This is a genomic window from Mycobacterium sp. NGS54, from assembly GCF_059812465.1.
This window is the reverse complement of the sequence record NZ_JCALCS010000002.1, coordinates 286,597-306,644: the sequence shown is the minus strand read 5'-3', so window position 1 is coordinate 306,644 and position 20,048 is coordinate 286,597. Positions and strand designations below refer to the sequence as shown.

Here is a 20,048-nt window from a genome sequence, read left to right as displayed (position 1 = left end):
GCCGTCGCCCCCATAACGCCATGTGCATCGCGGGTAAGCCCGACCTGCAGCGGCTCTACCGCAATCGTTTCGGCCATGCGCGCGAGTCGCGATCGGCCGTCTGGTCGGTACTGGTCAGGGACTTCTTCCAGGCGTGGATCAGACGCAGCGACACGGTGGTGGACCTCGGCTGCGGCTATGGCGAGTTCCTGAACCATGTGCAGGCGGCGCGCCGGATCGGCGTCGACCTCAACCCGGACAGCGCGGGCATGCTCGAGCCCGGCGTCGAGTTTCACCATGGTCGCGCCGACGACCTCGGTTTCCTCGAGGACGCGTCGGTAGACGTCGTCTTCACGAGCAACCTGCTGGAACACCTGCGAAGCAAGGAACAGGTCGAGCGGACCATCGCCGCGGCCCGCCGGGTGCTCAAGCCGGGCGGGCATCTCATCGCGATGGGGCCGAACATCCGCTTCGTCCCCGGCGACTATTGGGACTTCTGGGATCACATCGTGCCAATCAGCGATCGCTCCCTGAGCGAGTTGCTGGTCTCCTGTGACTTCGAGATCATGGAAAGCTGCGGCAGGTTTCTACCGTACACGTCGTCTTCGCCGTTGCCGCAAGCGCCGATTTTGGTGCGGATGTATCTGCGTTCCCGGCCGGCGTGGCGAATCTTGGGCAAGCAGTTCGTAATTCGCGCCCGCAAGCCGGCGCCTTCGTCCGAGGTCGGCGATCGTCTGGTGAGTGTGGTCATCCCGGTCTACAACGAGGGCGAAAACATCCAGGTGTGCGTCAGGAGGCTTACCGAGGCGCTGGCGGGCACCCCGCACGAACTGCTCGTCTGTTACGACTTCGATGAGGACACCACGCTGCCGGCGCTGGCCACCATGCCCGACAGGCCCGAAAGCGTGCGGCTGGTTAGGAACTCGCTCGGGAAAGGCGTGGCGAATGCGTTGATCGCCGGCTTCGGCGCCGCGCGCGGTGACGTCGTCGTCACCAGCATGGCGGACTTGTCGGATCCACCATCGGTTATTCCGTTGATGGCGGCCAAGATCCGCGATGAGGGCGCGGCCGTGGTCAGCGGGTCACGGTATATGCGCGGCGGCACGCAGCGCGGGGGGCCCCGGCTGAAGACGCTGATGTCGAGGACCGCCGGGCTGAGCCTGCATTACGTGGGCGGCGTCGCGACTCACGATGCCACCACGAACTTCCGCGCGTACAGCCGCCGCTTTCTCGAGGAGGTTCCGGTGGAGAGTGGGCAAGGATTCGAGGTCGGGCTCGAGCTCACGACCAAGGCGCATCTCCTGGGCTATCGCATTGATGAGGTCCCGAGCAGCTGGGACGACCGAACCGCCGGCACCAGCAGGTTCGATCTGGTCGGCTGGCTGCCCGCTTATTTGCGTTGGTATGGGCTGGCCATGCGACGTCCGGTGCTGCGCTGGACGGGCGGCCTGGCATCGCTGGGGGCACTCGCCTGGGCGCGAAAGGCCACGTCATGACTTTGCGTGAGCACGATGAATTGACGACGCATGACCCGGGCGATCATGACGAAGCCGGGGCAGCGCCGACGGTCGCGCCACGAGATACGCGGCCACGAACGAAAGGCACGATTGCCCTGCTGGCCGCGATTGCCTGCATGGTGTTCGGCGCCAAGCTCATCACCATTTCGTCCCTCGGTTCGCCGGTGCCCCTGTCGGACCAGTGGGCCGGCGAGGCGGGGATCCTCTATTCGCGGTATTTGCGGGGCGTACTGTCTGTCGCCGATCTCTTCGCCCCGCACAACGAACACCGCATCTTCGTTTCTCGCATCTTCGCACTGGTCCACCTCGAGCTCGCCGGCCAGTGGAACACGCGCTTCGAGATGATCTTCGGAGCGATCGTCGAGACCGCGGCGATCACGTGGCTTGCGTCGGTGCTGGTGCCCCTTGTCGCGCCGCAACGCCGAATGCTGCTGGCGTGTTTCGTCGCTTTCGTTGGTTCGCTTCCCGTCTACGAGAACACGCTGTGGGGGTTTCAGGACCAGGTGTACCTCGCGTTGTTCTTCGGTATCGGCGGTCTCATAATGTTGGCCGCCGCGCGGCCGTTCTCCGTGCGCTGGTTGTGCGGATTGACCTTCGCGGTCCTCAGTTACTTCTCTTTCGCGACAGGCGTGGCCACCATTCTCGCCGCGGGCGCCCTGGTGGCCTTGCAGATCGCGGCCAACGCGAGAAGGCGGTGCCGTCGTGAGTTCGCCGGCCTCGTGGTCATGGCGTCGGCGTCTCTGGCCATGATTCTGTGGGCGGTGTCGATCGCGAAGCCGATGAGCAGCCCGTGGACGTTCATCCAGGGTTTGTTCGCGTTTGCCGTGTTGGTCGGCGCCGCGTTGGTCCCGACGGCCTGGTTCTGTTACCGCACGGTCGCGCGGCGCCCCGGCATTTCCGACCGTGCGTGGGTGGTGGTCGGAATCGCGGCGTGGCTCGGCATCCAGTTTGTGCTGTTCGCCTATGGCCGCGGCGTTCGCATTGCAATCCGGTACACCGACGTCATGGTCTTGGCCTATGCCGTCGGGCTGATGTCGGTCCTCGCGCTCGCCGACGACGCGCGCGGCATGCGGTTCGGCCGGCACGCGGCGCGTGGCGCCGTGGCTTGGGTATTCACGGTGGTAACAGTCGTCGGAGCGCTGGCCTACTACGGATCCGTGCTTGGGGCGATCGACTGGAGCAAGGCGGCACGTCAAGAGATGATCAAGGTCCAGGCCTACCTCGCGACCGGAAACGTCGACGATCTGAAGTCAAAGAGCCGCGCTGGCCACGGAATCGAACTCTCCTACCCAAACCCAACGTACCTGGCAGCAGTCCTCAAAGACCCCGATGTCAGGGCGATCCTGCCGCCGGAAATCCGGCCCGCCGACGCAGACAATGCCGGGGCCCGAAATCGCATGTGGCTCAAGGGATCGCTCGCTGACGCCACCGCAACGGCGGTCCGCCTGATACTCGCGATGGGCCCCGCGTTCCTGGCGCTGGGCGTGGGGCTGTTCTTCGCTGCCGGAGCACGACGAAGCCTCGAACGTGCTGAGGGTGATCCGGCGTTAACGCCGACACTTTAGCGCCTCGAAATGCCGAGGCATGCATGAGTGCCCGAGCGCCCAGATCGAAATCCGTTGGTGGCGTCTCTATTCGGCTTGGGCGCGAAGCGTCTGATCGGGTGCGTCACGCCCATCGCTCAGCCTTGAAGTGGTGCCGACCGCGTGCGGCGGGCGCGCCAGCCGCCGACGATGTGTCGCCGCAAACGTGAGAGCGTCCGGCGGGTCATTTCCAACGCGGCCCAATGGAAGTACGACGGCAGCCGCTTTTTCAGCGCGTTGTCCTTGCGTTTGCTTATGCCGCCCGTGTCGTTGTAGCGCGCAATGACGATGTCCATGTAGCGGGCTACCAGCGCCGGGTTGGAGAAGCAGCGGATATTGAAATCCCAGTCCGCCCAAATGGGATAGCGCAGGTTAAAGGGCCCGATGCCGGCGAAGAGCTCGCGGCGATAGAAGATCGCCTGGTGGCAGATGTTCTGTTCGAAAAGTAAACGGTCGAGGTCGAAGGCTCCCGCGTACCGGGACGAGTTCGAACGCATGATTACATCGCCATACACAAGGTCGCTGTGGTCGTGTGCGTCAAGGAATGCGGCTACCTGGGCAAGTGTGTCCGCCTCGTACAGGGCGTCATCGGCACCCAAGAAAAGGAGCCAGGCGCCCGTCGCCATGCTGACGCCGCGGTTCATGGCATCGTAGGCGCCCTCGTCGGGACCCGAGTGAACGACCAGACGCGTGCCGAGGGCCGAAGCGTAGCTGTTGGCGATGTCGAGGGTGTCATCCGTCGAACCGCCGTCGACCAGAACCACCTCGAAGTCGCCATAAGTTTGACCTGCGATGCTGTCGAAGCAGGTCCGAAGGGTCGCCGCAACGTTGAAGGCGGGCACGACGATCGAAAACAATGGGGTTGCAGGCATTCCCGTCAGCCCTCCGCGCGGAAGAAGATGCCATCGGCCTGAAGTGTTCGGCCATTACGCAAATCGGTGAAACAAGGCGATAGCCCGGTCAGCGTGAAGCCCAACGAATACGCGATATCGAGAGCTTCCCGAATAAGCATGCCGCCTTCGTACAACGGCAGGAAAGACAGTTCCATTTGCATGCCTACGCAACTTTGATTCACCGTTGAATTGCCCCCAGCCAGCACTTGTTTCTCAAACCCCTGAACGTCGATTTTCAGGAAAGCCACATCGGCCGGCCCGAGAATTTCCGCTGCCACAGAGTCAAGTCGCCGCATCTGCACCTCCTCGGTGCCAACATAGTTCGCGGGCGGGTAGGCCTCCCGATGAGTTGCCAACATCGGCAATATGGAACTACTCTCGCCGGAATTTCCCGCGACATTTATCGAGATCGTGCCGTCGGAGTCACCCAGCGCGCAGCGGCGGGGCTCCCAGAGCGGATCACGAGCGGCCCTGGCCTCCAACTCGGAAAACGGACCCGACAGGGGCTCGAAGGACACGATGCGACCCTCAAAGCCCGCGGCCCGGAGGCCGGCCGCGTATTGCCCTGAGTTGGCGCCTATATCGAGGATTACGTCCACCCGGCTCGACGTCAGTTGATGCATAAAATTGCGTTTCCAGTCGAGTGCGGGATCATAACGCGACAACTCGATACCGGTGCGACGCAGGATGTTACGAGCACGTTGGGACAAACTCACCGCGCCACACTAACACGCTGCTAGCAGGCGCGATGGCTCTTCATTGCCGCATTACCCTTGCGATCGAGAAAAGCGGGCTCCCGTTGTCTCGATGCCGACGCGCAGCGGCGATCTGGGACGTTCAACACGCTTCCCGCAGAACCGAAACGTTCCACAGTTTGGTTGTTGCTTCGTCTGGTTTCGTTGGGTCCCATGGAGTTTCGCCGCCATAGCCTACGGCCTTCGCCGCCATAACGGAGATCTCGCCAAAGGTATGGTCGAACCGAGAGACAGCAGCGCGGCACTCGGGCGCCTGCAGCAGCATCGAGCCAGTTGAGCTAGGTCTGAAGATTGTCGGGATCGCCAGATCCAATGCGGCGGTCCGGGTGTCGAGTTGGCGCCGCCGATACCCATTGTGCTGCCCTACGCGCACGCTGCTGTGCCTGCGGCCGCTCGACATCGTGGGCAGCGGTTGTCGGGCCGATTCCGTTGCTCGAGTGACTCTGGATGGTCTCTCGGAGAATCACCGGTGAAGCACATCCATTCGTTCCGACCCGGCCCTCATCCACGACCCGTCTTGCGCACCAGCTTAGTGGACGCAACCGCCAGGTGGTGCGGATCATGCTTTCGCTCGATGGGCTGGTCGTACGCCAGATCAGACCGGCGCAGTCAGCACCTCCCATGACGTTCCGCAGGCCGAACTCGAGGCTGCCGCCCGCGCGGCACGGGCGCGCGGCTGGCGGCTAAGGTTTCGAATGGGGGTGTCGGAGCGCACCGAGGGGTTCAAATCATTATCCGACAGGCCGTCTTGTTGCTAGAGTCCACCCACTATTTTTGGTTCTCGGTAATGGAGTTCAGATGAAGCGAATCCTCGTCATTGGTGGATCGGGGTATGTCGGCCCAGAGGTGGTTACCAGGCTAAGGTGCTCCTCACCGGACATAGACGTTCACGGCATTGATGCAGGTTGGTTCGCCGATCAGTGCGACGGAGCGGGACCTCTTCCTGAGGTGCTGTATGACAGCTTTAGGTTCAAGGATGTTCGCGACCTGACCGCGCAGGACATTGCGGGGTACGAATGCATCGTGTACCTCGCGGCAATTTCGAATGATCCGATGGGAGATCGCTTCGCCAGCCTGACGCGTCAAATCAACCACCAGGAAGCTGTCCGAGTAGCGTCGCTAGCCCGCGAACATGGATCTAAGGCGTTTGTACTTGCTTCCAGTGCCAGTGTCTACGGTCGCGGAGATAACGACCGTACTGAGGCAAGTCTTCTTGATCCACAAACCGAGTACGCCCGCTCCAAGATCGCAGCGGAAAGTGACCTTCAAGCCCTGGCGACGCCAAACTTCCAAGTCACGAGCCTGCGCTTCGCCACCGCTTGTGGATGGAGCCCCCGGGTTCGACTTGACTTGGTTCTCAATGACTTCGTCGCTTCAGCGCTGACCACGGGTCGCATTGTCGTCCTTTCGGATGGCTCCCCGTGGCGGCCCTTGATACACGTCAAAGACATGGCGCTGGCAATCGAATGGGCCGTTGGCCCGGACCGGCAATCACTTCCGGCTCATCTGGTAGTGAATGTAGGGCACGCCGACTGGAACTTCCGCATGCGCGACCTGGCTGATGCCGTCGCTTCGGTCCTGGGGGGTATTGCGGTCTCGGTCAATTCGAATGCGGCGCCGGACACACGTAGTTATCGAGTCGACTTTTCGATGTGGCAACAAATTGCGCCGAAGCATCAGCCCCGTGTCACGTTCGAAGACGCCATCCAAGAGCTTGCGGCCAACCTTGCTCAAGTACCTGGACTCAGCGCCGAGTTCAGAGCGTCGAGCAGAATCCGACTCAGGAGGCTTCAGGAATTGACGGCTTCAGGGTTTCTTGATGGCGACCTGCGTTGGAGAAGTCCGTGAAAAAGGTGGGGCGCCCATGACCGTTACCTTGACCGGAGCAACGGGGTTCGTCGGGCGGCAGATTCTGCGCAACCTGCTTGAACGGGATTGCTCGGTGAGGGTGCTGGTCCGCGATCCGTCCCGCCTGCAAGGTGTCCCGTCACGAGGGGCGCTTGAGGTCGTGCAGACGCCGGACTTGTTTACCGAAGCAAGCGGGCGTTTGGAAGAGTTGCTCGAAGGATCGGAAACGATCGTCCATGCTGCTTGGCATGTTGAGCCGGGGGAGTACCTGACCTCGCCACTGAACCTTACCTGTCTCACCGGCACCCTCAACCTGGCCTCCGCATTTGCAGCGGTCGGAGGCAAGCGATTTGTTGGTGTGGGAACATGCGCGGAGTACGACCCCTCCGCGGGCCTGATGACGACAGACACCCCGTTGGTGCCGAGCACCTTGTATGCCGCGTGCAAGGCGTCGGCCTCTCAGGTGCTCCGCCATTTTCTTAGCACGGTGGATGTGAGCTTCGTCTGGTGCCGGGTCTTCTACCTTTACGGGGAAGGCGAAGACGAGCGGAGACTGGTGCCCTACATTCGTCGGCAACTAGAGGCGGGGCAAGAAGTCCTCCTCACGCGCGGCGATCAGGTGCGTGACTTCCTTGACGTCAAAGACGCCGCTGGGATGATCGCCGACGTCGCGCTCGGACAGCAACAGGGCGCCGTGAACGTCTGCTCAGGCCAAGCGGTGACCGTTCGACAACTCGCCGAACGCATCGCCGACGAGTACGGTCGTCGTGACCTATTGCGGTTTGGGGCGAAGGCCGAGAACGTTTTTGATCCACCGCGGCTGGTCGGCGTGCGGCAGGACGTGTGATGAGCGAGGTCGTTCAGCTCCGGGGACAGTGGATACCCAATCTCCCGGAATGGACTTACGGCAACACCCAGTAGGCGCGACTGCCCGGGCGGCAATGTGCGCCCGGCCGGAGACCCAGAGTTCGGTAATCGATGGCGTCGTAAGGGATGCGGCACTTCACATGAAGCTCAGCTCGGGAACCGCGGTCACAAAACGGGTGCCGCTGTCGGCGAGGTCCGCCAATTGGTTCCGCACCTCGTGGGCGATGTTCCAGGGCAGGATGACCACATAGTCTGGCGGGCTCTCGCGCAGTGCCTGAGGCGAACGGATAGGGATGTGGCTGCCCGGCATGAACTTTCCCTGCTTGGACACCGCGGCATCACAGACGTAGGGCAATAAGTCTGGCCTGACACCTGCGTAGTTCAACAACGTGTTGCCTTTCGCCGCGGCGCCGTAGGCCGCCACGCGCCGGCCGGCGCGCTTTTGTTCGATCAGGAAGGCCAACAGCTCGTCCTTCACCCGGTCGGCACGCTGCTGGAACTGGGTGTATGTCTCGCGCCGCTTTAGCCCAAACTGCTCCTCGCGCATGAGCAGCAATCCGACCCGGTCCGTAGTCGTGGTTGCTGCCTCGGCATGGCAGCCATACACTCGCAGGCTGCCTCCGTGCGTGGATAGCTCCTCGACGTCCCACACGCGCAATCCGGCCTCGGCGAAGACGCGCGCCACAGCCGTGAGTGACAGGTATGAGAAGTGCTCATGATAGATAGTGTCGAACTGAGACCCCTCGATCAACGGCAATAGATGCGGGAATTCCAGCGTGACGGTGCCTTCCGGCTTCAGCACAGCGGCCAATCCACGAGTGAAGTCGTTGATGGCAGGCACATGGGCATACACATTGTTGCCTAGCACCAGATCCGCCAGACGGTGCTCACCGGCCAGTCGCTGCCCGAGAGCTTCGCCGAAGAATTCCCGCCTGACCGGGATCCCCAGCGCCTCGGCGGCCGCGGCGGTGCTCGCTGTCGGCTCGATTCCTAGGCAAGGAACGCCCGCTGCCATGAAGTTCTTCAGCAGGTAGCCATCGTTGGATGCGACTTCAATGACGAAGCTCTCAGGCCCCAGTTGCAGTCGCTCGATGATCATCTGTACGTAGCCGGCCGCATGACTTAGCCAACTGCTCGAGGTGCTGGAAAAATAGGCGTAGTCGGCGCTGAACAGTTGCTCCGCGCGGGCGTAGTCCTCGGTCTGTACCAACCAACACCGGTCGCACACCTTAACGCGCAGCGGGTAATGCACCTCTGGGTTAGACAGGTCTTCGGCATCCAAGTAGGCGTTCGAGGGGGGCGCGAATCCCAGGTCCACGAAGCTGTGTTGTACGGGCGTGCCGCAGTGTCGGCATTTCATAGCGCGACTCCCGTGAAATCAACGTCCAGCAGCGGATGGGAAAGGTCACGAGGCGAAAGGCCCTTTGGGGACAATGGCCAGGCGATGGCGAGCCGCGGGTCGTCGTAGCGGAGACCCCCCTCCGAAGGTGGGTGGTAGAACGCCGTGTGTAGGTACAACAGTTCGCTGTCCGGCTCCAGGGCTTGGAAGCCGTGGGCGAATCCCTCTGGGATTAAGAACATCTGCGCGTCGTCTTGTGCCAACTCCTCGGCGTGCCACTGCAAAAAAGTGGGAGATCCCGCCCGAAGGTCGACCGCCACGTCCCAGACCCGGCCGCGAAGGCAGCGGACCATCTTCATTTCGGCATGCGGGGGATGCTGAAAATGCATGCCCCGCACAACCCCGGCGTCGTTGGTTCTGGAGTGGTTAATCTGCGCGATTTGGCGGTGGCCCAGCGCGGGTTGGAGCTCCTGCGCGCAAAAAAGGCGAACGAACGCGCCGCGGGCGTCGTGGTGCGGCACGGACTGTACGAGCTTCAGGTCGGCAATCGGGGTGTCGAGGATCCTCATGCCGGCGCCCAAGCCAGATCTGATGCCACCGCATCGGTGATGTAAGCGTCCAGTCGGTCGGCACTCGATGCGCCACAAAATTCCGGCGATCGGCGATACCAATCGGCCGTGTCATCGACTGCTTTTTCAAGGATCCGGCTTCCGACCACGTTCAACGCCAGCATTTCCACGGGGCTGCGCCGCTATTCCACAGATCTTCCAGCAGGTTCCGCTCTCGTAGTGTGTCCATGGGTTGCCAGAAGCCGGAATGCTCGAAGGCCATCATTTCGCCATCTGCAGCGAGACGACTCAATGGCGCGCCTTCCCAAGAGATCTCGTCGCCCTCTATGTAATCGAGAACCGCGGGCTTAAGGACGAAAAATCCGCCGTTGATCAGGCCACCATCGCCACGTGGCTTCTCGACAAAGCGCGTGACGCGGTCGCCCGCGCATTCGATGGCCCCGTAACGCCCCGGCGGAAGCACCGCTGTGATCGTGGCGTGCCGGCCATGCTGACGGTGGAATTCGATGCTCGCGCTTATGTTTACGTCGCTCAGCCCATCACCGTAGGTGAAGCAGAAAGCCTCATCATCTCGGATGTAGCTGGCAACACGCTTGAGGCGCCCGCCCGTCTGTGTGTCTTCGCCAGTGTCCACCAACGTCACCCGCCAGGGTTCCGCATGGCGCTCATGCACTTCCATCTTGTTGGCGGACATATCGAAAGTGACGTCCGACATGTGCAAGAAATAGTTGGCAAAATATTCTTTAATAACGTAGCCCTTATAGCCACAGCAAACGATAAAGTCGTGGATACCGTGGTGAGAGTACAGCTTCATGATATGCCACAGGATCGGTCGGCCGCCTATCTCCACCATCGGTTTGGGGCGGATTGTGGTTTCCTCTCTGAGGCGAGTGCCCAGGCCGCCCGCCAATAAGACGGCTTTCATTGAACTCGCCTACGCTTGAGATGGTCCTGCCTCGAGTAATTACCTCGTCGATCTGCTAATCGACGGCAGCAAATCGAGCTAACTTCACCTATGACAGTCATATACCCAAATCTATCGGCAGGAATAATTGAACGCTTTCCCAAAAACGAGACGAATTAGAGAGAAAACCCCCAACGGTTAGATACTTCGCGCCCTCACGCTCCAGGTTGCTAGGAGCGACACGCGGTGAGCGTACACGGCGACGGCTGTCCCGAGGGCAGAAACCGCGAGACAAACCACGGTCACCTCCATCGGGTCCGAACATCCAACGGCCTGGGGCGTAGGCAACTCGGCACTAGGCCGTTATCCCTTTGCCGACATCAGGCCGCAGTGCGGGTCGACGTCACTCAGCTGTGGCCAGCGGAATCACAATTGCCCCACAAAATCGGTCTTCCATGGGTAAAGTCACCTCTCTGAACCTGTCCGTTGGGGAGGCAACGCGTGACTGGCGACGGCCAATTGAGCCGAGTGGACTCGGTCAGCGTTGTGATACCGGTCTACAGCGGAGCTGAGACCTTGTCCGGCGTGGTCAAGGAGCTTGAGCAACTTCGTTCGACCCAGAAAACCCCCGACGGCCGTCAGTTCCGCGTCGACGAGGTGCTCCTGGTGTGGGACCGGGGCATTCGCCGTAGCGACGAAGTCGTGCGCGAGTTGGCTGCGGGCGGCGAATGGATCCGCCCAATATGGTTGTCTCGCAACTTCGGACAGCATCCCGCGACGCTCGCGGGCATGACGTCGTCCGGTGGCGACTGGATCGTCACGATGGACGAAGACGGACAGCACGATCCGGCCTACATCGGCGACATGCTCGACACGGCGTACCGGGACCGAACACAACTCGTTTACGCCGCGCCAACAAACCGACCACCGCACGGTCCCTTGCGCAACGCGGCGTCTTGGCTGACCAAGTGGTTGTTCGTGCATGTCCTGATGTCGTCGGACGGGCCCAAAGCCTTCCACAGCTATCGACTCATGTTGGGCGAGGCTGGACGAAGCGTCGCGGCATACACCGGCGCAGGGGTTTTCTTGGACGTCGCTCTTTGTTGGGTTGTCGCCAACCCTTCGACCTGTCCGGTGTCGATGCGCCAAGAGGGGAGACCGGCGAGTGCCTACACACTGAGCCGGCTAGTCGCGCATTTTTGGCGGCTGGTCATCTCGTCGGGTACCCGGCCGCTGCGTTTTGTCTCCATGATGGGGATTCTGTTCGCGCTGCTCGGTTTTGCCGTGGCGATCTACAGCGCGTTCCAGAAGGTGATCGGGCACGTCAGCGTGCAGGGGTGGACGTCTGTGTTCGTGGCGGTAATGGTCGTCGGCGGAGCCGTCTTGTTCGCCCTGGGGATCATCGCCGAGTACATCGCGGCTTCGGCCAATATGGCCATGGGTAAGCCGGTGTATGTCATCGTGCGCGATCCCGGTGACGTGTTCGGCAGCACGGCAGCGGAGTGACCGGTGCTTACCTGGATCGTGGGTCGCGGTGGACTGCTCGGCAGGGCGGTGTCGCGAGCTATCGGCACGAAGTTCGAGGAACTGCGGGTGCCGTGGGAGAACCACGATGGGGCGGTCGAGGTGCTCGACTCCGACCTCAGGCGATTCATCCGACAGGCCGGAAACGACGATTGGTCGGTTATTTGGGCCGCCGGCAGCGGGGTGGTGGGTACCACGGCCGACAAACTTGCCGCGGAGACGCGCATCGTCTCTCACCTATTCGAGAGGATGCGAGATGCGCGGCCGACTGGTCGGGGTGCGGTCTTCCTCTCGTCCTCGGCGGGCGGCGTCTATGCCGGGTCGACGCATCCGCCGTTCAGCGAGTCGACGACGCCACGGCCGCTGAGCCCCTACGGCGAAACGAAACTCGTCCACGAGGAGATCCTCCAGACGACGCTCGCAGGCCACGTCCCACTCGTCATCGGACGGTTCTCAAACCTCGTCGGGCCCGGGCAGAACCTGGTGAAACAGCAGGGTCTCGTCAGTCAGATGTGCCGAGCCGCAATCACGCGACAATCGTTGAACGTTTTCGTGCCGATGGAGACACTCCGCGACTACCTATACGTCGATGACGCCGCCGCGATGGTGCGCACGCTGGTCGAGAACGCGGTGCACAATCAGCCGTCGACGCCGGTGCTGCGCAACATTTCGTCACAACAACCCGCGTCCGTGTGCACCGTCGTACGGACGGTGCAACAGGTTGCCCATCGCACGGTCCGGATCGCCCTCGGGACCAGCACGTCCTCGAGCTATCACGTTCGGGACTTGCGGCTGAGCACAGACTTCCGGCCCGATTTCCAAAACGTGGCGATCACTCCATTTCCCGTAGCAGTCAAACGCGTGTACGACGATCTACTGCGGCACCAAGCGATGTCCTACTAGGTTCGGCCAGCGGCCGCCTCGAGGCGCGCCAGGCCAAGCCAGCGGTACACCGCGTGCCGACCAAGGGTGTTTATCCGGGCTAGCGCGCTCCCGATGAGTAGGTGCCGCCGGGCCAGCAGCCCGGGATGCTCAGCGGCCAACGCTCGATAAAAGCCGATGACCTGGTCGGCTTGAGTTTGCATCTGCCCTCGCACGCTCTCCTGACAAATGCTGATTCGAAATGCCCAGAGTGGCTGATTTACTGCTACGACATTGCCATTGCTTTGAAGTAGCACCGCGCAGTACGTTGCCAGATCGAGCATGTAGGGGAAGCGACAATCCCAGCCGCCGGCGTTGACCAGGGCCGCGCGCCTGAACAAGATCGATGGCGGCTCGCCGAAAATGTTAGTGCCGGCGAGCACGCTGCGCCGAATGGCGTCGCTGCCGGTGACCTCACCGCCCAGCCCGGCCAGCCCTCGGTTGCGCAACACTATCTTTCCGGTGGCGTCGATGACATCCCTTGAACTCGCAGCTAGCACCGCTGATGGGTGCGCTGTCAGTTCCGTTACCAGCACCTCGAGGTTATTGGAATAGAGCACATCATCGGCGCAAACCAGCTTCACGAACTCGCCAGTGGCGAGGTTGGTTACGCGGTCGAAGTTCTCTGCGGCTGGAATGGTGGACGCCAGCCGGGTTAGGCGGACCCGGGGGTCGGAGGTGTAGCGCTGCAGCGCCTCCCAGGTGCCGTCGGTGGACGCGTTGTCCGAAACCACCAGTTCGAAGTCGGTGAAGGTCTGCGCCAGGATCGACTGCATGGCCGCATCGATGAACTCGATGCCGTTATACACCGGCACGACCACCGATACCAATGGCGTCACAGCGCTGCCTCCTAGTGTTCGGTCACGCATTCGGCGGGATTGTGGCGCAACGAAACGCTAGGCCCCCGTGAACGAACCAGTTGTATCCCAAGACCACGGACGATGACCAGCTGCGACAGGCGTGATTGACTCCGCCAGCTCAGTAATTTAGTTCCTAACTTATCTTGGCGCTAGGCTTCTGACATATCGCGCGGCATGTCCGAGGTAGCGGATCGACGTGTTACCAATGCGTCCGAACCGCAACGCCCCTTGCTAACCCGGAGAGCGAGTCATGATCACTTTCAACGCGTGTCCGCGTACAAATCTGTGGTACCGACTATGAAACATCGCACTGTACTTGCCCTAAATGCGGCCATCGATGCTCCGGCGCAGCCTGGGTTGACTGCGTCGTCCGCCACAGGAGCCTCGCCGAGGTGAGCCTGGTGGCGGCGGCGAAAGCCCGGGTGGGGAGGCCGGTGCTGCTCAACCTACGCCCGCGGTCCGACCGCCGCGCAGACGAGACCGGCCGCTGTGCGGCCTGTGGCGCCGACACCGTCTTTGCCTTCAATTCGTGGACGATCCCCAACGACATGCACGCCTTTTGGTCCGATACCAGCGTGTCGCAGGCCTACGTCCGGCGCGAAAGCATGTTCTGCCGATTCTGCTGCAGCAACCTGAGAGTGAGGCGGATCGCCGAGGTCCTCGTGGCCCTTTACGGCCCGCCAGGGTGCGGATCCTTCGCTGAATTGATCGAAGACTCCGCGTTCCGCGTCCTCGACGTGGCCGAAATAAACACCATCGGCTCGCTCGGATCGCTGCACGCTCTGCTGCAGCGGCTGCCGCGGCTGGTGTTCTCCGATTACCGGGGGTCAGAGCGACTGGGCGAGGTCGTCGATGGCACCCGGAACGAAGACATCTGTCACCTCACCTACCCCGATGCGGCCTTCGACCTGGTCCTGTCGTCCGACACCCTAGAGCACGTCCACGACTTCCGGGCCGCGCTGGCGGAGACGCGGCGGGTCCTGCGGCCCGGAGGCCGTCATGTCTTCACGGTGCCGGTCGTATGGACGCGCGAGACTACGGAAGCGCGGGCCTATATAGGTGACGACGGCGAGATCGTGCACCTGATGCCGGCCCTCTACCACGGTCGGGGCAGCGGGGCTTACCGGTTCATCCCGGCGGGGGCTGACTTGCTGACGTTCACCGAGTTCGGCCGCGACATCGTCGATTACGTGCGTGAGGCGGGCTTCGAGCCCGAGGTCTACGAAGGCTCCGGTGACGGCACCGGTGCCCAGACGGTCTTCGCGGGGCGCGTCCCGGCGTGACCGCATGTGGATACCGTCGAGATGGTGGAGGGTGTCGGTTAATTGACGGTGAGGAGCTCTCCTGACGGAATTCGACCTGCCGCCCGAATCGGCGCCCCCGGGGCCGCTGATCCGGCTCATCCGCGACCAGCGGGTGGCATTCCTGATTGTCGGGGCAATCAACACAGTCGTCGGGTTTGGGCTATTCGTCGCTTGCTCGGTGACGGTTGGCCGCTTCGTCGACAGCCAATTCGGCGCGATCGCCGGGTCGCTGGTGACGGTCGGCCTCTCGCACGTACTGAGCGTGCTGTTCGCCTTCGTGATGCACCGCCGGCTGGTGTTCCGCGTGCGGGGCCACGTGCTGCGTGACGCCTTGCGATTCGAGAGCGTCTACCTCACCACGTTTGGCATCAACGTCGTCAGCTTGACCGTACTGGTCGGGTTGGGCGTGCACCGCATCCCAGCCCAAGCAATCGTCTTTTTCCCCATCCTGCTGCTGAACTACTTAGGGCACCGGTACTTTTCATTCCGTCGCAGCGGCGCCGCGGCTGAGACCGGCGAGGCCCACGACGAGACGTCGCGTACGTAGAGCGAGGAAAAAGTACGTCAACTGCGCCATGGCGCGACCGGCGTTGGCAGCTGTCAAGCAATGGAGTCGGTGCCTTCTGCGCCAGCACGGGCGCTGTCGCGAACCCGCAACTACCTTCTGAGAGCGCTGATGTTGGCGCGATACCAGGCCACCGTCGCCTCGATGCCGTCACGCAGCGAGATTTCGGGCTCCCAACCCGCTTCCCGCAAAACCGAAATGTCTAGGAGTTTTCGTGGCGTTCCGTCCGGTTTCGTTGTATCCCAAGATGTCTCGCCGTTGTATCCGACCGCCTCCGCCACCATCTCGGCAATCTCACGGATAGTGTGGTCCACTCCGGTACCGACGTTGACTTGATTCGGCCCATCGAAGTGCTCCAGAAGGTACAAACAGGCGGTCGCCAGGTCGTCGACGTGCAGGAGCTCGCGCCGGGGGGTTCCGGTGCCCCAGTTCGTCACTCCGGGTGCGCGAGCGGCTTGGGCCTCGTCGTACCTGCGAATGAGCGCCGGCAGTAGATGGGAGTCGGATGCCGAGAAGTTGTCACCGGGTCCATACAGGTTCGTTGGCATCGCAGAGATCCACGGGAGGCCGTATTGGCGCCTGACGGCTTGGACTTGCAGGATGCCGGCTATCTTCGCGATCGCGTACGCGTCGTTTGTCGGCTCCAAAGGGCCGGTAAGCAACGAACTTTCCTTGATGGGCTGCGGACTGTATTTCGGGTAGATGCACGAGGAGCCGAGGAATAGCAGGCGCGGTACTCGAGCCTCCGCCGCAGCGTCGAGCAAGTTGACCTGGATCCGTAGGTTTTCTGACAAGAATTCGGCCGGGTAGGTGTCGTTCGCCAGGATTCCACCAACTTTGGCGGCGGCGTCCACGACCACCTGGGGCTTGGACTCGAGAATGAACGCAAACGTCGCATCTCGATCCCTCAGGTCGAGTTCAGCACGCGACAGCAGAAGAAGATTGGTAAAGCCCTCGGCTTGAAACTTCCTCAATAGAGCAGAACCGACCAGCCCACGGTGACCTGCTATGTATACCGGCGCCGCGCGGTCAATGACGCCGACTGATTCGACCGCTTTGCTCATGTCCTACCAGTGATGTGTCTTGGTTGCTCGACAGTACGTTATCGGAGTGCCCACCGGTTGGGGTGATTGCGGCGTCGCGGGATGAGGCGCTCCGGTAAAGGGTTGTGCCCTGGCTGGCCGGAGTGTCAAGCCATCGCGGGTTGCTTCTCGGCCGGGCGAGATCGTTTCAGATGCTCATTCCAGGATGTCGAGGCTTGGATCGAACTTTCGTGAATGCGGCAGTCTTCCGCCGGCACGCACCGAAGCGAGGACGGTCGAGCGCGGTGCCACGCCGGGCACCCCGCCCCAAACTCGAGAATGGGTGTTTTCAACATGGGTTGCGGCCTGGCCGATATCCATGTGGCACGCCGATATTCGGAAGCCCTGCTTCAAGCAGTGCCGAGGGCATGTCCAGCCCGCGAAAAACCCTTTCAACGCACGTCGGCCTAGTACGCTCCGGCATGCGGGCGCATTGTCCGCAGCTCCGGCAACCGCTTTGCGAGAACCGAGGAGAGTGCAGTTTGAAGCAAGCCCGCGAGTTGACGCGGGGTGCGGTGATGCCGCTCCGAAAGCGGGTGTTGGCGGTCGCCAGCGAGTCCGAACGGTCCATCATGCTCGGCATCATCCTGATCGGGTCCGCCCTGTCGGGAGCCGTAATTTACGTGCTGACTCAGTACTACTCGGTCGACGTGCTTTCCTCTCTCGTATCGTTCCCCGAGGACTGCTACGTCGATTCGGAAATTCATATCGGTCGCCACTGTTTCAGCGACTACTCGATGGTTGTGAAAGCCGTGTTGCGACCCGATCCCTGGGCGCCCTACCCGTTGCTGCCGCCGCACCCGCTGGTGCGGATGCAGTATCCGGCAGCCGGAATGATCCCACACCTGTTGTTCGGGCTTCTCGGAAAATTGCTGGGCGCCCCGCGGCTGGGGCTGATCGGCTATCTGGTCGCGCTGACGATCTCGGTCCTTTCTCCCGCGGTCTGGGCGGCCCGCGGGGCATGCGGTCTGGAACGGGTGGTGGTCTTCGTGGCGTTGGGCGCCGCGGCGGTACCGGCGTGGATGGTGATCGATCGGGGAAACTCGACGGGGTTCCTGGTACCAATCGCGCTGGTTCTGCTGGTCGGGCTGTGCCGGCGGCAATGGGGCCTCGTCACGATCATGGTGGTGCTGGCGGCGCTGGTGAAGCCGCCGTTCGCTGTATTGGCTGTGACGTTGTTCGCCGCCCGACGGTGGCGGTGGGGCGGCCTCGCCATCGCCGGCATCCTGGTCTCCAATATCGCCGCGTATCTAGCGTGGCCGGGGGGCTTTCCCGGGACAATTGGGGAGTCGATCCACAACTTCCGCGACTTCAATGGTTCCAATGCGGTGCTTTTCAGTGGTCGGAACGTCTCTTTCAGCAAAGCCGTGTTTCTGATCCCGGATAACATCAAGCTCGCACAGACCGGCGGCAGGATTCCGGAGGACTTTCTCATTGGTCCGCGATCCGCGGTCGGGTACGTGGTTCTGGTCGCCGTGGTCGTTTGCGTGCTGGCGCTGGGACGACGTATGCCGCCGGTCATGGTCGGCATTGTGCTGCTGGTCACCGCCACACTCTTCCCGCCACAAACCCTCTATTACTACCTGGTATGCGTTTTACCGATCGCCGCACTCGTCGCTCGAGACCCCGACGGGCCGCCCGGAAGCGGGCTATTCGACCGGCTCGCAAGGCGGGGCGACCGCCGTCGCGCGGTTGGCATCTGCGTGAGTGTGGCCGCGGCGCTCAGCGTCGCCCAGGTCGCGCTACCTATCCCGATTAGCACTGTTGAGATTCCCGGTATCGGGACCCGTACGGTCACCGGTTCCACGACGTTTTTGACCCCGTTCATATGGCTGGTCGCGTGCGCCGTCATCATCGTTTCCTACGCGCGTCGACCGGTTTCCCCGCGTGGCAGCGACGACGGGCTGGCCCGGGCGCAAGGCCCCCCAGATCCCGATGCGAGTCCTACATCGTCGGCAGCGGAGCCGGTGACGAAATCATCACCGGAGGAAAGTCTTCGGCCCGCCGGGCCGCACTGATGTTGCCGGACGGAGGCGCCGCTGCCCTGGTGGCGAGTCGCGTCTGCGATATCCACTCGGACGGCGATGACCTGCTGCGGCTCGTCCTCACCTCTCAGGCGCCACCGACGATCGTTCGCTAAAACCACATGGGAACGTCGCGCTTGCGAGACTATGGGCGGCGATCGACTTAGAGGATGAAGGGGTCATCTTGAAGATTTCGGTGATCGGATGCGGTTACGTCGGGCTGGTCACGGGCGCGTGCCTGGCAGACAGCGGCAACGAGGTCGTCTGCGTCGATATCGACCAGGCGAAGGTAGACCGGCTTCTCGAGGGTGAGGTTCCGATTTATGAGCCGGGACTGGCCGAGCTCATCGAACGCAGCCGGGAGATGGGGTCCATCGACTTCACGACCGACAAACAGCGCGGGGTGGAGCACGGAGACGTGATCTTCATCGCCGTCGCGACGCCCATGAGCGAGGGTGGCGAGGCGGACCTGTCCTACGTCTACTCCGTGGCCGATGACATCGGGTCGTATATGGACCGCTACAAGGTCGTTGTCGACAAGTCCACCGTGCCCGTCGGCACTGCCGACGAGGTGCGGGCGATCGTCGGCAAGAAGGCCAGGCACGAGTTCGACGTCGTGTCCAATCCCGAATTTTTAAAGGAGGGGACGGCGATCGCGGACTTCATGAAGCCCGATCGCGTGGTGATAGGCAGCGACTCAAAGCGCGCCCTCGACATTATGCGTGAGGTATACGAGCCGTTCCTGCGCACGTTCAATCCCTTGATCGCCATGGACATCAGGAGCGCCGAGATGACGAAATACGCGGCGAACTGCTTCCTGGCGACCAAGATTTCCTTCATCAACGAGATCTCGAACCTGTGCGAGAAGGCCGGCGCAGACATTTCGGCGGTGCGGGAGGCGATCGGCGCGGACAGGCGAATCCGCTATGAATTCCTGTTCCCCGGGGTGGGATATGGTGGCTCCTGCTTGCCGAAAGACGTTCAGGCGCTTATACATACCGCCAAGAGCCTGGGCTCGGACTCGCGCCTGCTGCGTGCGGTCGACGAGGTCAACAGCGGGCAGAAATCCGCCCTCGTGTCCAAGATCGTGACCCATTTTTCAGGCCAGTCGCCTGCGACGACCCTGGAAGGCCTGCGCTTCGGGCTTTGGGGCCTCAGCTTCAAGCCCCAGACCGACGATATGCGCGAGGCCCCCTCCATCGTCATCGCGAGGCGGCTGGTCGAGATGGGGGCGACACTACGGGCCTATGATCCCGAAGCGACCGTGCAGGCGAAAAAGGCGCTGGGGGACTCGATCGAGTACGCCGAGAATATGTACGAGGCCGCCGAGGGCGCAGATGCCCTGCTTCTGGTCACCGAATGGAAGCAGTTCCAGCGGCCATCGTGGCAGCGCCTCAAGTCGATAATGCGAGGTTTCGTCGTGTTCGATGGCCGAAACATCTATGACCCAAAGCGCCTGCGGGCCGAGGGTTTTGAGTACTACGGCATGGGCCGGAACTAGAACTTAGGAGAAA

Annotated in this window: 18 protein-coding genes; 10 read left to right on the top strand and 8 right to left on the bottom strand. The window is 62.2% G+C overall.

Annotation, left to right across the window (positions count from 1 at the left end; all coding sequences use genetic code 11):
* Positions 1–20 precede the first annotated feature (20 nt).
* Positions 21–1,475 (top strand): glycosyltransferase, encoded by a 1,455-nt coding sequence (locus AC5Y5E_RS06060; RefSeq protein WP_499902084.1) that lies wholly within the window; start codon positions 21–23, stop codon positions 1,473–1,475.
* Positions 1,472–3,061 (top strand): hypothetical protein, encoded by a 1,590-nt coding sequence (locus tag AC5Y5E_RS06055; protein ID WP_499902083.1) that lies wholly within the window; start codon positions 1,472–1,474, stop codon positions 3,059–3,061. The genes AC5Y5E_RS06060 and AC5Y5E_RS06055 overlap by 4 nt, the downstream gene beginning before the upstream one ends.
* A gap of 116 nt (positions 3,062–3,177) precedes the next feature.
* Here the strand turns inward: AC5Y5E_RS06055 and AC5Y5E_RS06050 are convergent, their stop codons facing one another.
* A complete protein-coding gene (locus AC5Y5E_RS06050) occupies positions 3,178–3,951 on the bottom strand; it encodes a glycosyltransferase family 2 protein (RefSeq protein WP_499902082.1) in 774 nt (257 codons plus the stop codon).
* Between the two features lie 5 nt (positions 3,952–3,956).
* Entirely contained in the window at positions 3,957–4,688 is a 732-nt protein-coding gene (locus AC5Y5E_RS06045) for an FkbM family methyltransferase (protein ID WP_499902081.1), read from the bottom strand.
* Between the two features lie 837 nt (positions 4,689–5,525).
* Here AC5Y5E_RS06045 and AC5Y5E_RS06040 point away from each other — a divergent pair.
* Positions 5,526–6,575 (top strand): NAD-dependent epimerase/dehydratase family protein, encoded by a 1,050-nt coding sequence (locus tag AC5Y5E_RS06040; RefSeq protein WP_499902080.1) that lies wholly within the window; start codon positions 5,526–5,528, stop codon positions 6,573–6,575.
* 16 nt (positions 6,576–6,591) lie between these two features.
* Complete coding sequence (locus AC5Y5E_RS06035; protein WP_499902079.1) at positions 6,592–7,422, top strand: NAD-dependent epimerase/dehydratase family protein; 831 nt, start codon at positions 6,592–6,594, stop codon at positions 7,420–7,422.
* A 156-nt stretch (positions 7,423–7,578) separates the two neighbouring features.
* Here the strand turns inward: AC5Y5E_RS06035 and AC5Y5E_RS06030 are convergent, their stop codons facing one another.
* The 3 genes from AC5Y5E_RS06030 to rfbF all read right to left on the bottom strand — a co-directional run bounded on the left by AC5Y5E_RS06030 (position 7,579) and on the right by rfbF (position 10,275).
* Positions 7,579–8,802 (bottom strand): class I SAM-dependent methyltransferase, encoded by a 1,224-nt coding sequence (locus AC5Y5E_RS06030; protein WP_499902078.1) that lies wholly within the window; start codon positions 8,800–8,802, stop codon positions 7,579–7,581.
* On the bottom strand, positions 8,799–9,350 hold the full coding sequence (locus AC5Y5E_RS06025) for a dTDP-4-dehydrorhamnose 3,5-epimerase family protein (RefSeq protein ID WP_499902077.1): 552 nt from the start codon (positions 9,348–9,350) through the stop codon (positions 8,799–8,801). The genes AC5Y5E_RS06030 and AC5Y5E_RS06025 overlap by 4 nt, the downstream gene beginning before the upstream one ends.
* 151 nt (positions 9,351–9,501) lie before the next feature.
* Positions 9,502–10,275, bottom strand: a complete 774-nt coding sequence (gene rfbF / locus AC5Y5E_RS06020; RefSeq protein ID WP_499902076.1) for a glucose-1-phosphate cytidylyltransferase — start codon at positions 10,273–10,275, stop codon at positions 9,502–9,504.
* A 480-nt stretch (positions 10,276–10,755) separates the two neighbouring features.
* Between rfbF and AC5Y5E_RS06015 the strand changes: the two genes are divergently transcribed.
* Both AC5Y5E_RS06015 and AC5Y5E_RS06010 read left to right on the top strand, forming a co-directional pair.
* Positions 10,756–11,760 carry a glycosyltransferase gene (locus AC5Y5E_RS06015; RefSeq protein ID WP_499902075.1) on the top strand — a complete coding sequence of 335 codons (1,005 nt, stop codon included), beginning with the start codon at positions 10,756–10,758 and terminating at the stop codon, positions 11,758–11,760.
* A 3-nt stretch (positions 11,761–11,763) separates the two neighbouring features.
* Positions 11,764–12,681 (top strand): SDR family oxidoreductase, encoded by a 918-nt coding sequence (locus tag AC5Y5E_RS06010; RefSeq protein ID WP_499902074.1) that lies wholly within the window; start codon positions 11,764–11,766, stop codon positions 12,679–12,681.
* Here AC5Y5E_RS06010 and AC5Y5E_RS06005 read toward each other — a convergent pair.
* Positions 12,678–13,538, bottom strand: a complete 861-nt coding sequence (locus AC5Y5E_RS06005; RefSeq protein WP_499902073.1) for a glycosyltransferase family 2 protein — start codon at positions 13,536–13,538, stop codon at positions 12,678–12,680. The two genes, AC5Y5E_RS06010 and AC5Y5E_RS06005, sit on opposite strands and share 4 nt — an antisense overlap.
* Before the next feature lie 413 nt (positions 13,539–13,951).
* On the opposite strand from AC5Y5E_RS06005, the gene AC5Y5E_RS06000 reads away from it, so the two are divergent.
* Positions 13,952–14,842: a class I SAM-dependent methyltransferase gene (locus tag AC5Y5E_RS06000; protein WP_499902072.1), complete on the top strand. Its 891-nt coding sequence runs from the start codon at positions 13,952–13,954 to the stop codon at positions 14,840–14,842.
* Between the two features lie 133 nt (positions 14,843–14,975).
* A complete protein-coding gene (locus AC5Y5E_RS05995; protein WP_499902071.1) occupies positions 14,976–15,410 on the top strand; it encodes a GtrA family protein in 435 nt (144 codons plus the stop codon).
* A gap of 110 nt (positions 15,411–15,520) precedes the next feature.
* Here AC5Y5E_RS05995 and AC5Y5E_RS05990 read toward each other — a convergent pair whose 3' ends face one another.
* A complete protein-coding gene (locus AC5Y5E_RS05990; protein ID WP_499902070.1) occupies positions 15,521–16,492 on the bottom strand; it encodes a GDP-L-fucose synthase family protein in 972 nt (323 codons plus the stop codon).
* 174 nt (positions 16,493–16,666) lie between these two features.
* Positions 16,667–16,831, bottom strand: a complete 165-nt coding sequence (locus AC5Y5E_RS05985; RefSeq protein ID WP_499902069.1) for a hypothetical protein — start codon at positions 16,829–16,831, stop codon at positions 16,667–16,669.
* Positions 16,832–17,082: 251 nt separating this feature from the next.
* Here AC5Y5E_RS05985 and AC5Y5E_RS05980 point away from each other — a divergent pair, with 251 nt between their 5' ends.
* Together AC5Y5E_RS05980 and AC5Y5E_RS05975 are read left to right on the top strand one after the other, a co-directional pair.
* Complete coding sequence (locus AC5Y5E_RS05980) at positions 17,083–18,528, top strand: hypothetical protein (RefSeq protein WP_499902068.1); 1,446 nt, start codon at positions 17,083–17,085, stop codon at positions 18,526–18,528.
* A gap of 190 nt (positions 18,529–18,718) precedes the next feature.
* Complete coding sequence (locus tag AC5Y5E_RS05975) at positions 18,719–20,035, top strand: UDP-glucose dehydrogenase family protein (RefSeq protein ID WP_499902067.1); 1,317 nt, start codon at positions 18,719–18,721, stop codon at positions 20,033–20,035.
* Positions 20,036–20,048: the final 13 nt, after the last annotated feature.

Coding starts and splice junctions, on each gene's coding strand:
- AC5Y5E_RS06060 (WP_499902084.1), top strand. CDS start 21: ATGTGCATCGCGGGTAAGCCCGACCTGCAGCGGCTCTACCGCAATCGT.
- AC5Y5E_RS06055 (WP_499902083.1), top strand. CDS start 1,472: ATGACTTTGCGTGAGCACGATGAATTGACGACGCATGACCCGGGCGAT.
- AC5Y5E_RS06050 (WP_499902082.1), bottom strand. CDS start 3,951: ATGCCTGCAACCCCATTGTTTTCGATCGTCGTGCCCGCCTTCAACGTT.
- AC5Y5E_RS06040 (WP_499902080.1), top strand. CDS start 5,526: ATGAAGCGAATCCTCGTCATTGGTGGATCGGGGTATGTCGGCCCAGAG.
- AC5Y5E_RS06035 (WP_499902079.1), top strand. CDS start 6,592: ATGACCGTTACCTTGACCGGAGCAACGGGGTTCGTCGGGCGGCAGATT.
- AC5Y5E_RS06030 (WP_499902078.1), bottom strand. CDS start 8,802: ATGAAATGCCGACACTGCGGCACGCCCGTACAACACAGCTTCGTGGAC.
- AC5Y5E_RS06025 (WP_499902077.1), bottom strand. CDS start 9,350: ATGAGGATCCTCGACACCCCGATTGCCGACCTGAAGCTCGTACAGTCC.
- rfbF (WP_499902076.1), bottom strand. CDS start 10,275: ATGAAAGCCGTCTTATTGGCGGGCGGCCTGGGCACTCGCCTCAGAGAG.
- AC5Y5E_RS05990 (WP_499902070.1), bottom strand. CDS start 16,492: ATGAGCAAAGCGGTCGAATCAGTCGGCGTCATTGACCGCGCGGCGCCG.
- AC5Y5E_RS05985 (WP_499902069.1), bottom strand. CDS start 16,831: ATGGATATCGGCCAGGCCGCAACCCATGTTGAAAACACCCATTCTCGA.
- AC5Y5E_RS05980 (WP_499902068.1), top strand. CDS start 17,083: ATGCTCGGCATCATCCTGATCGGGTCCGCCCTGTCGGGAGCCGTAATT.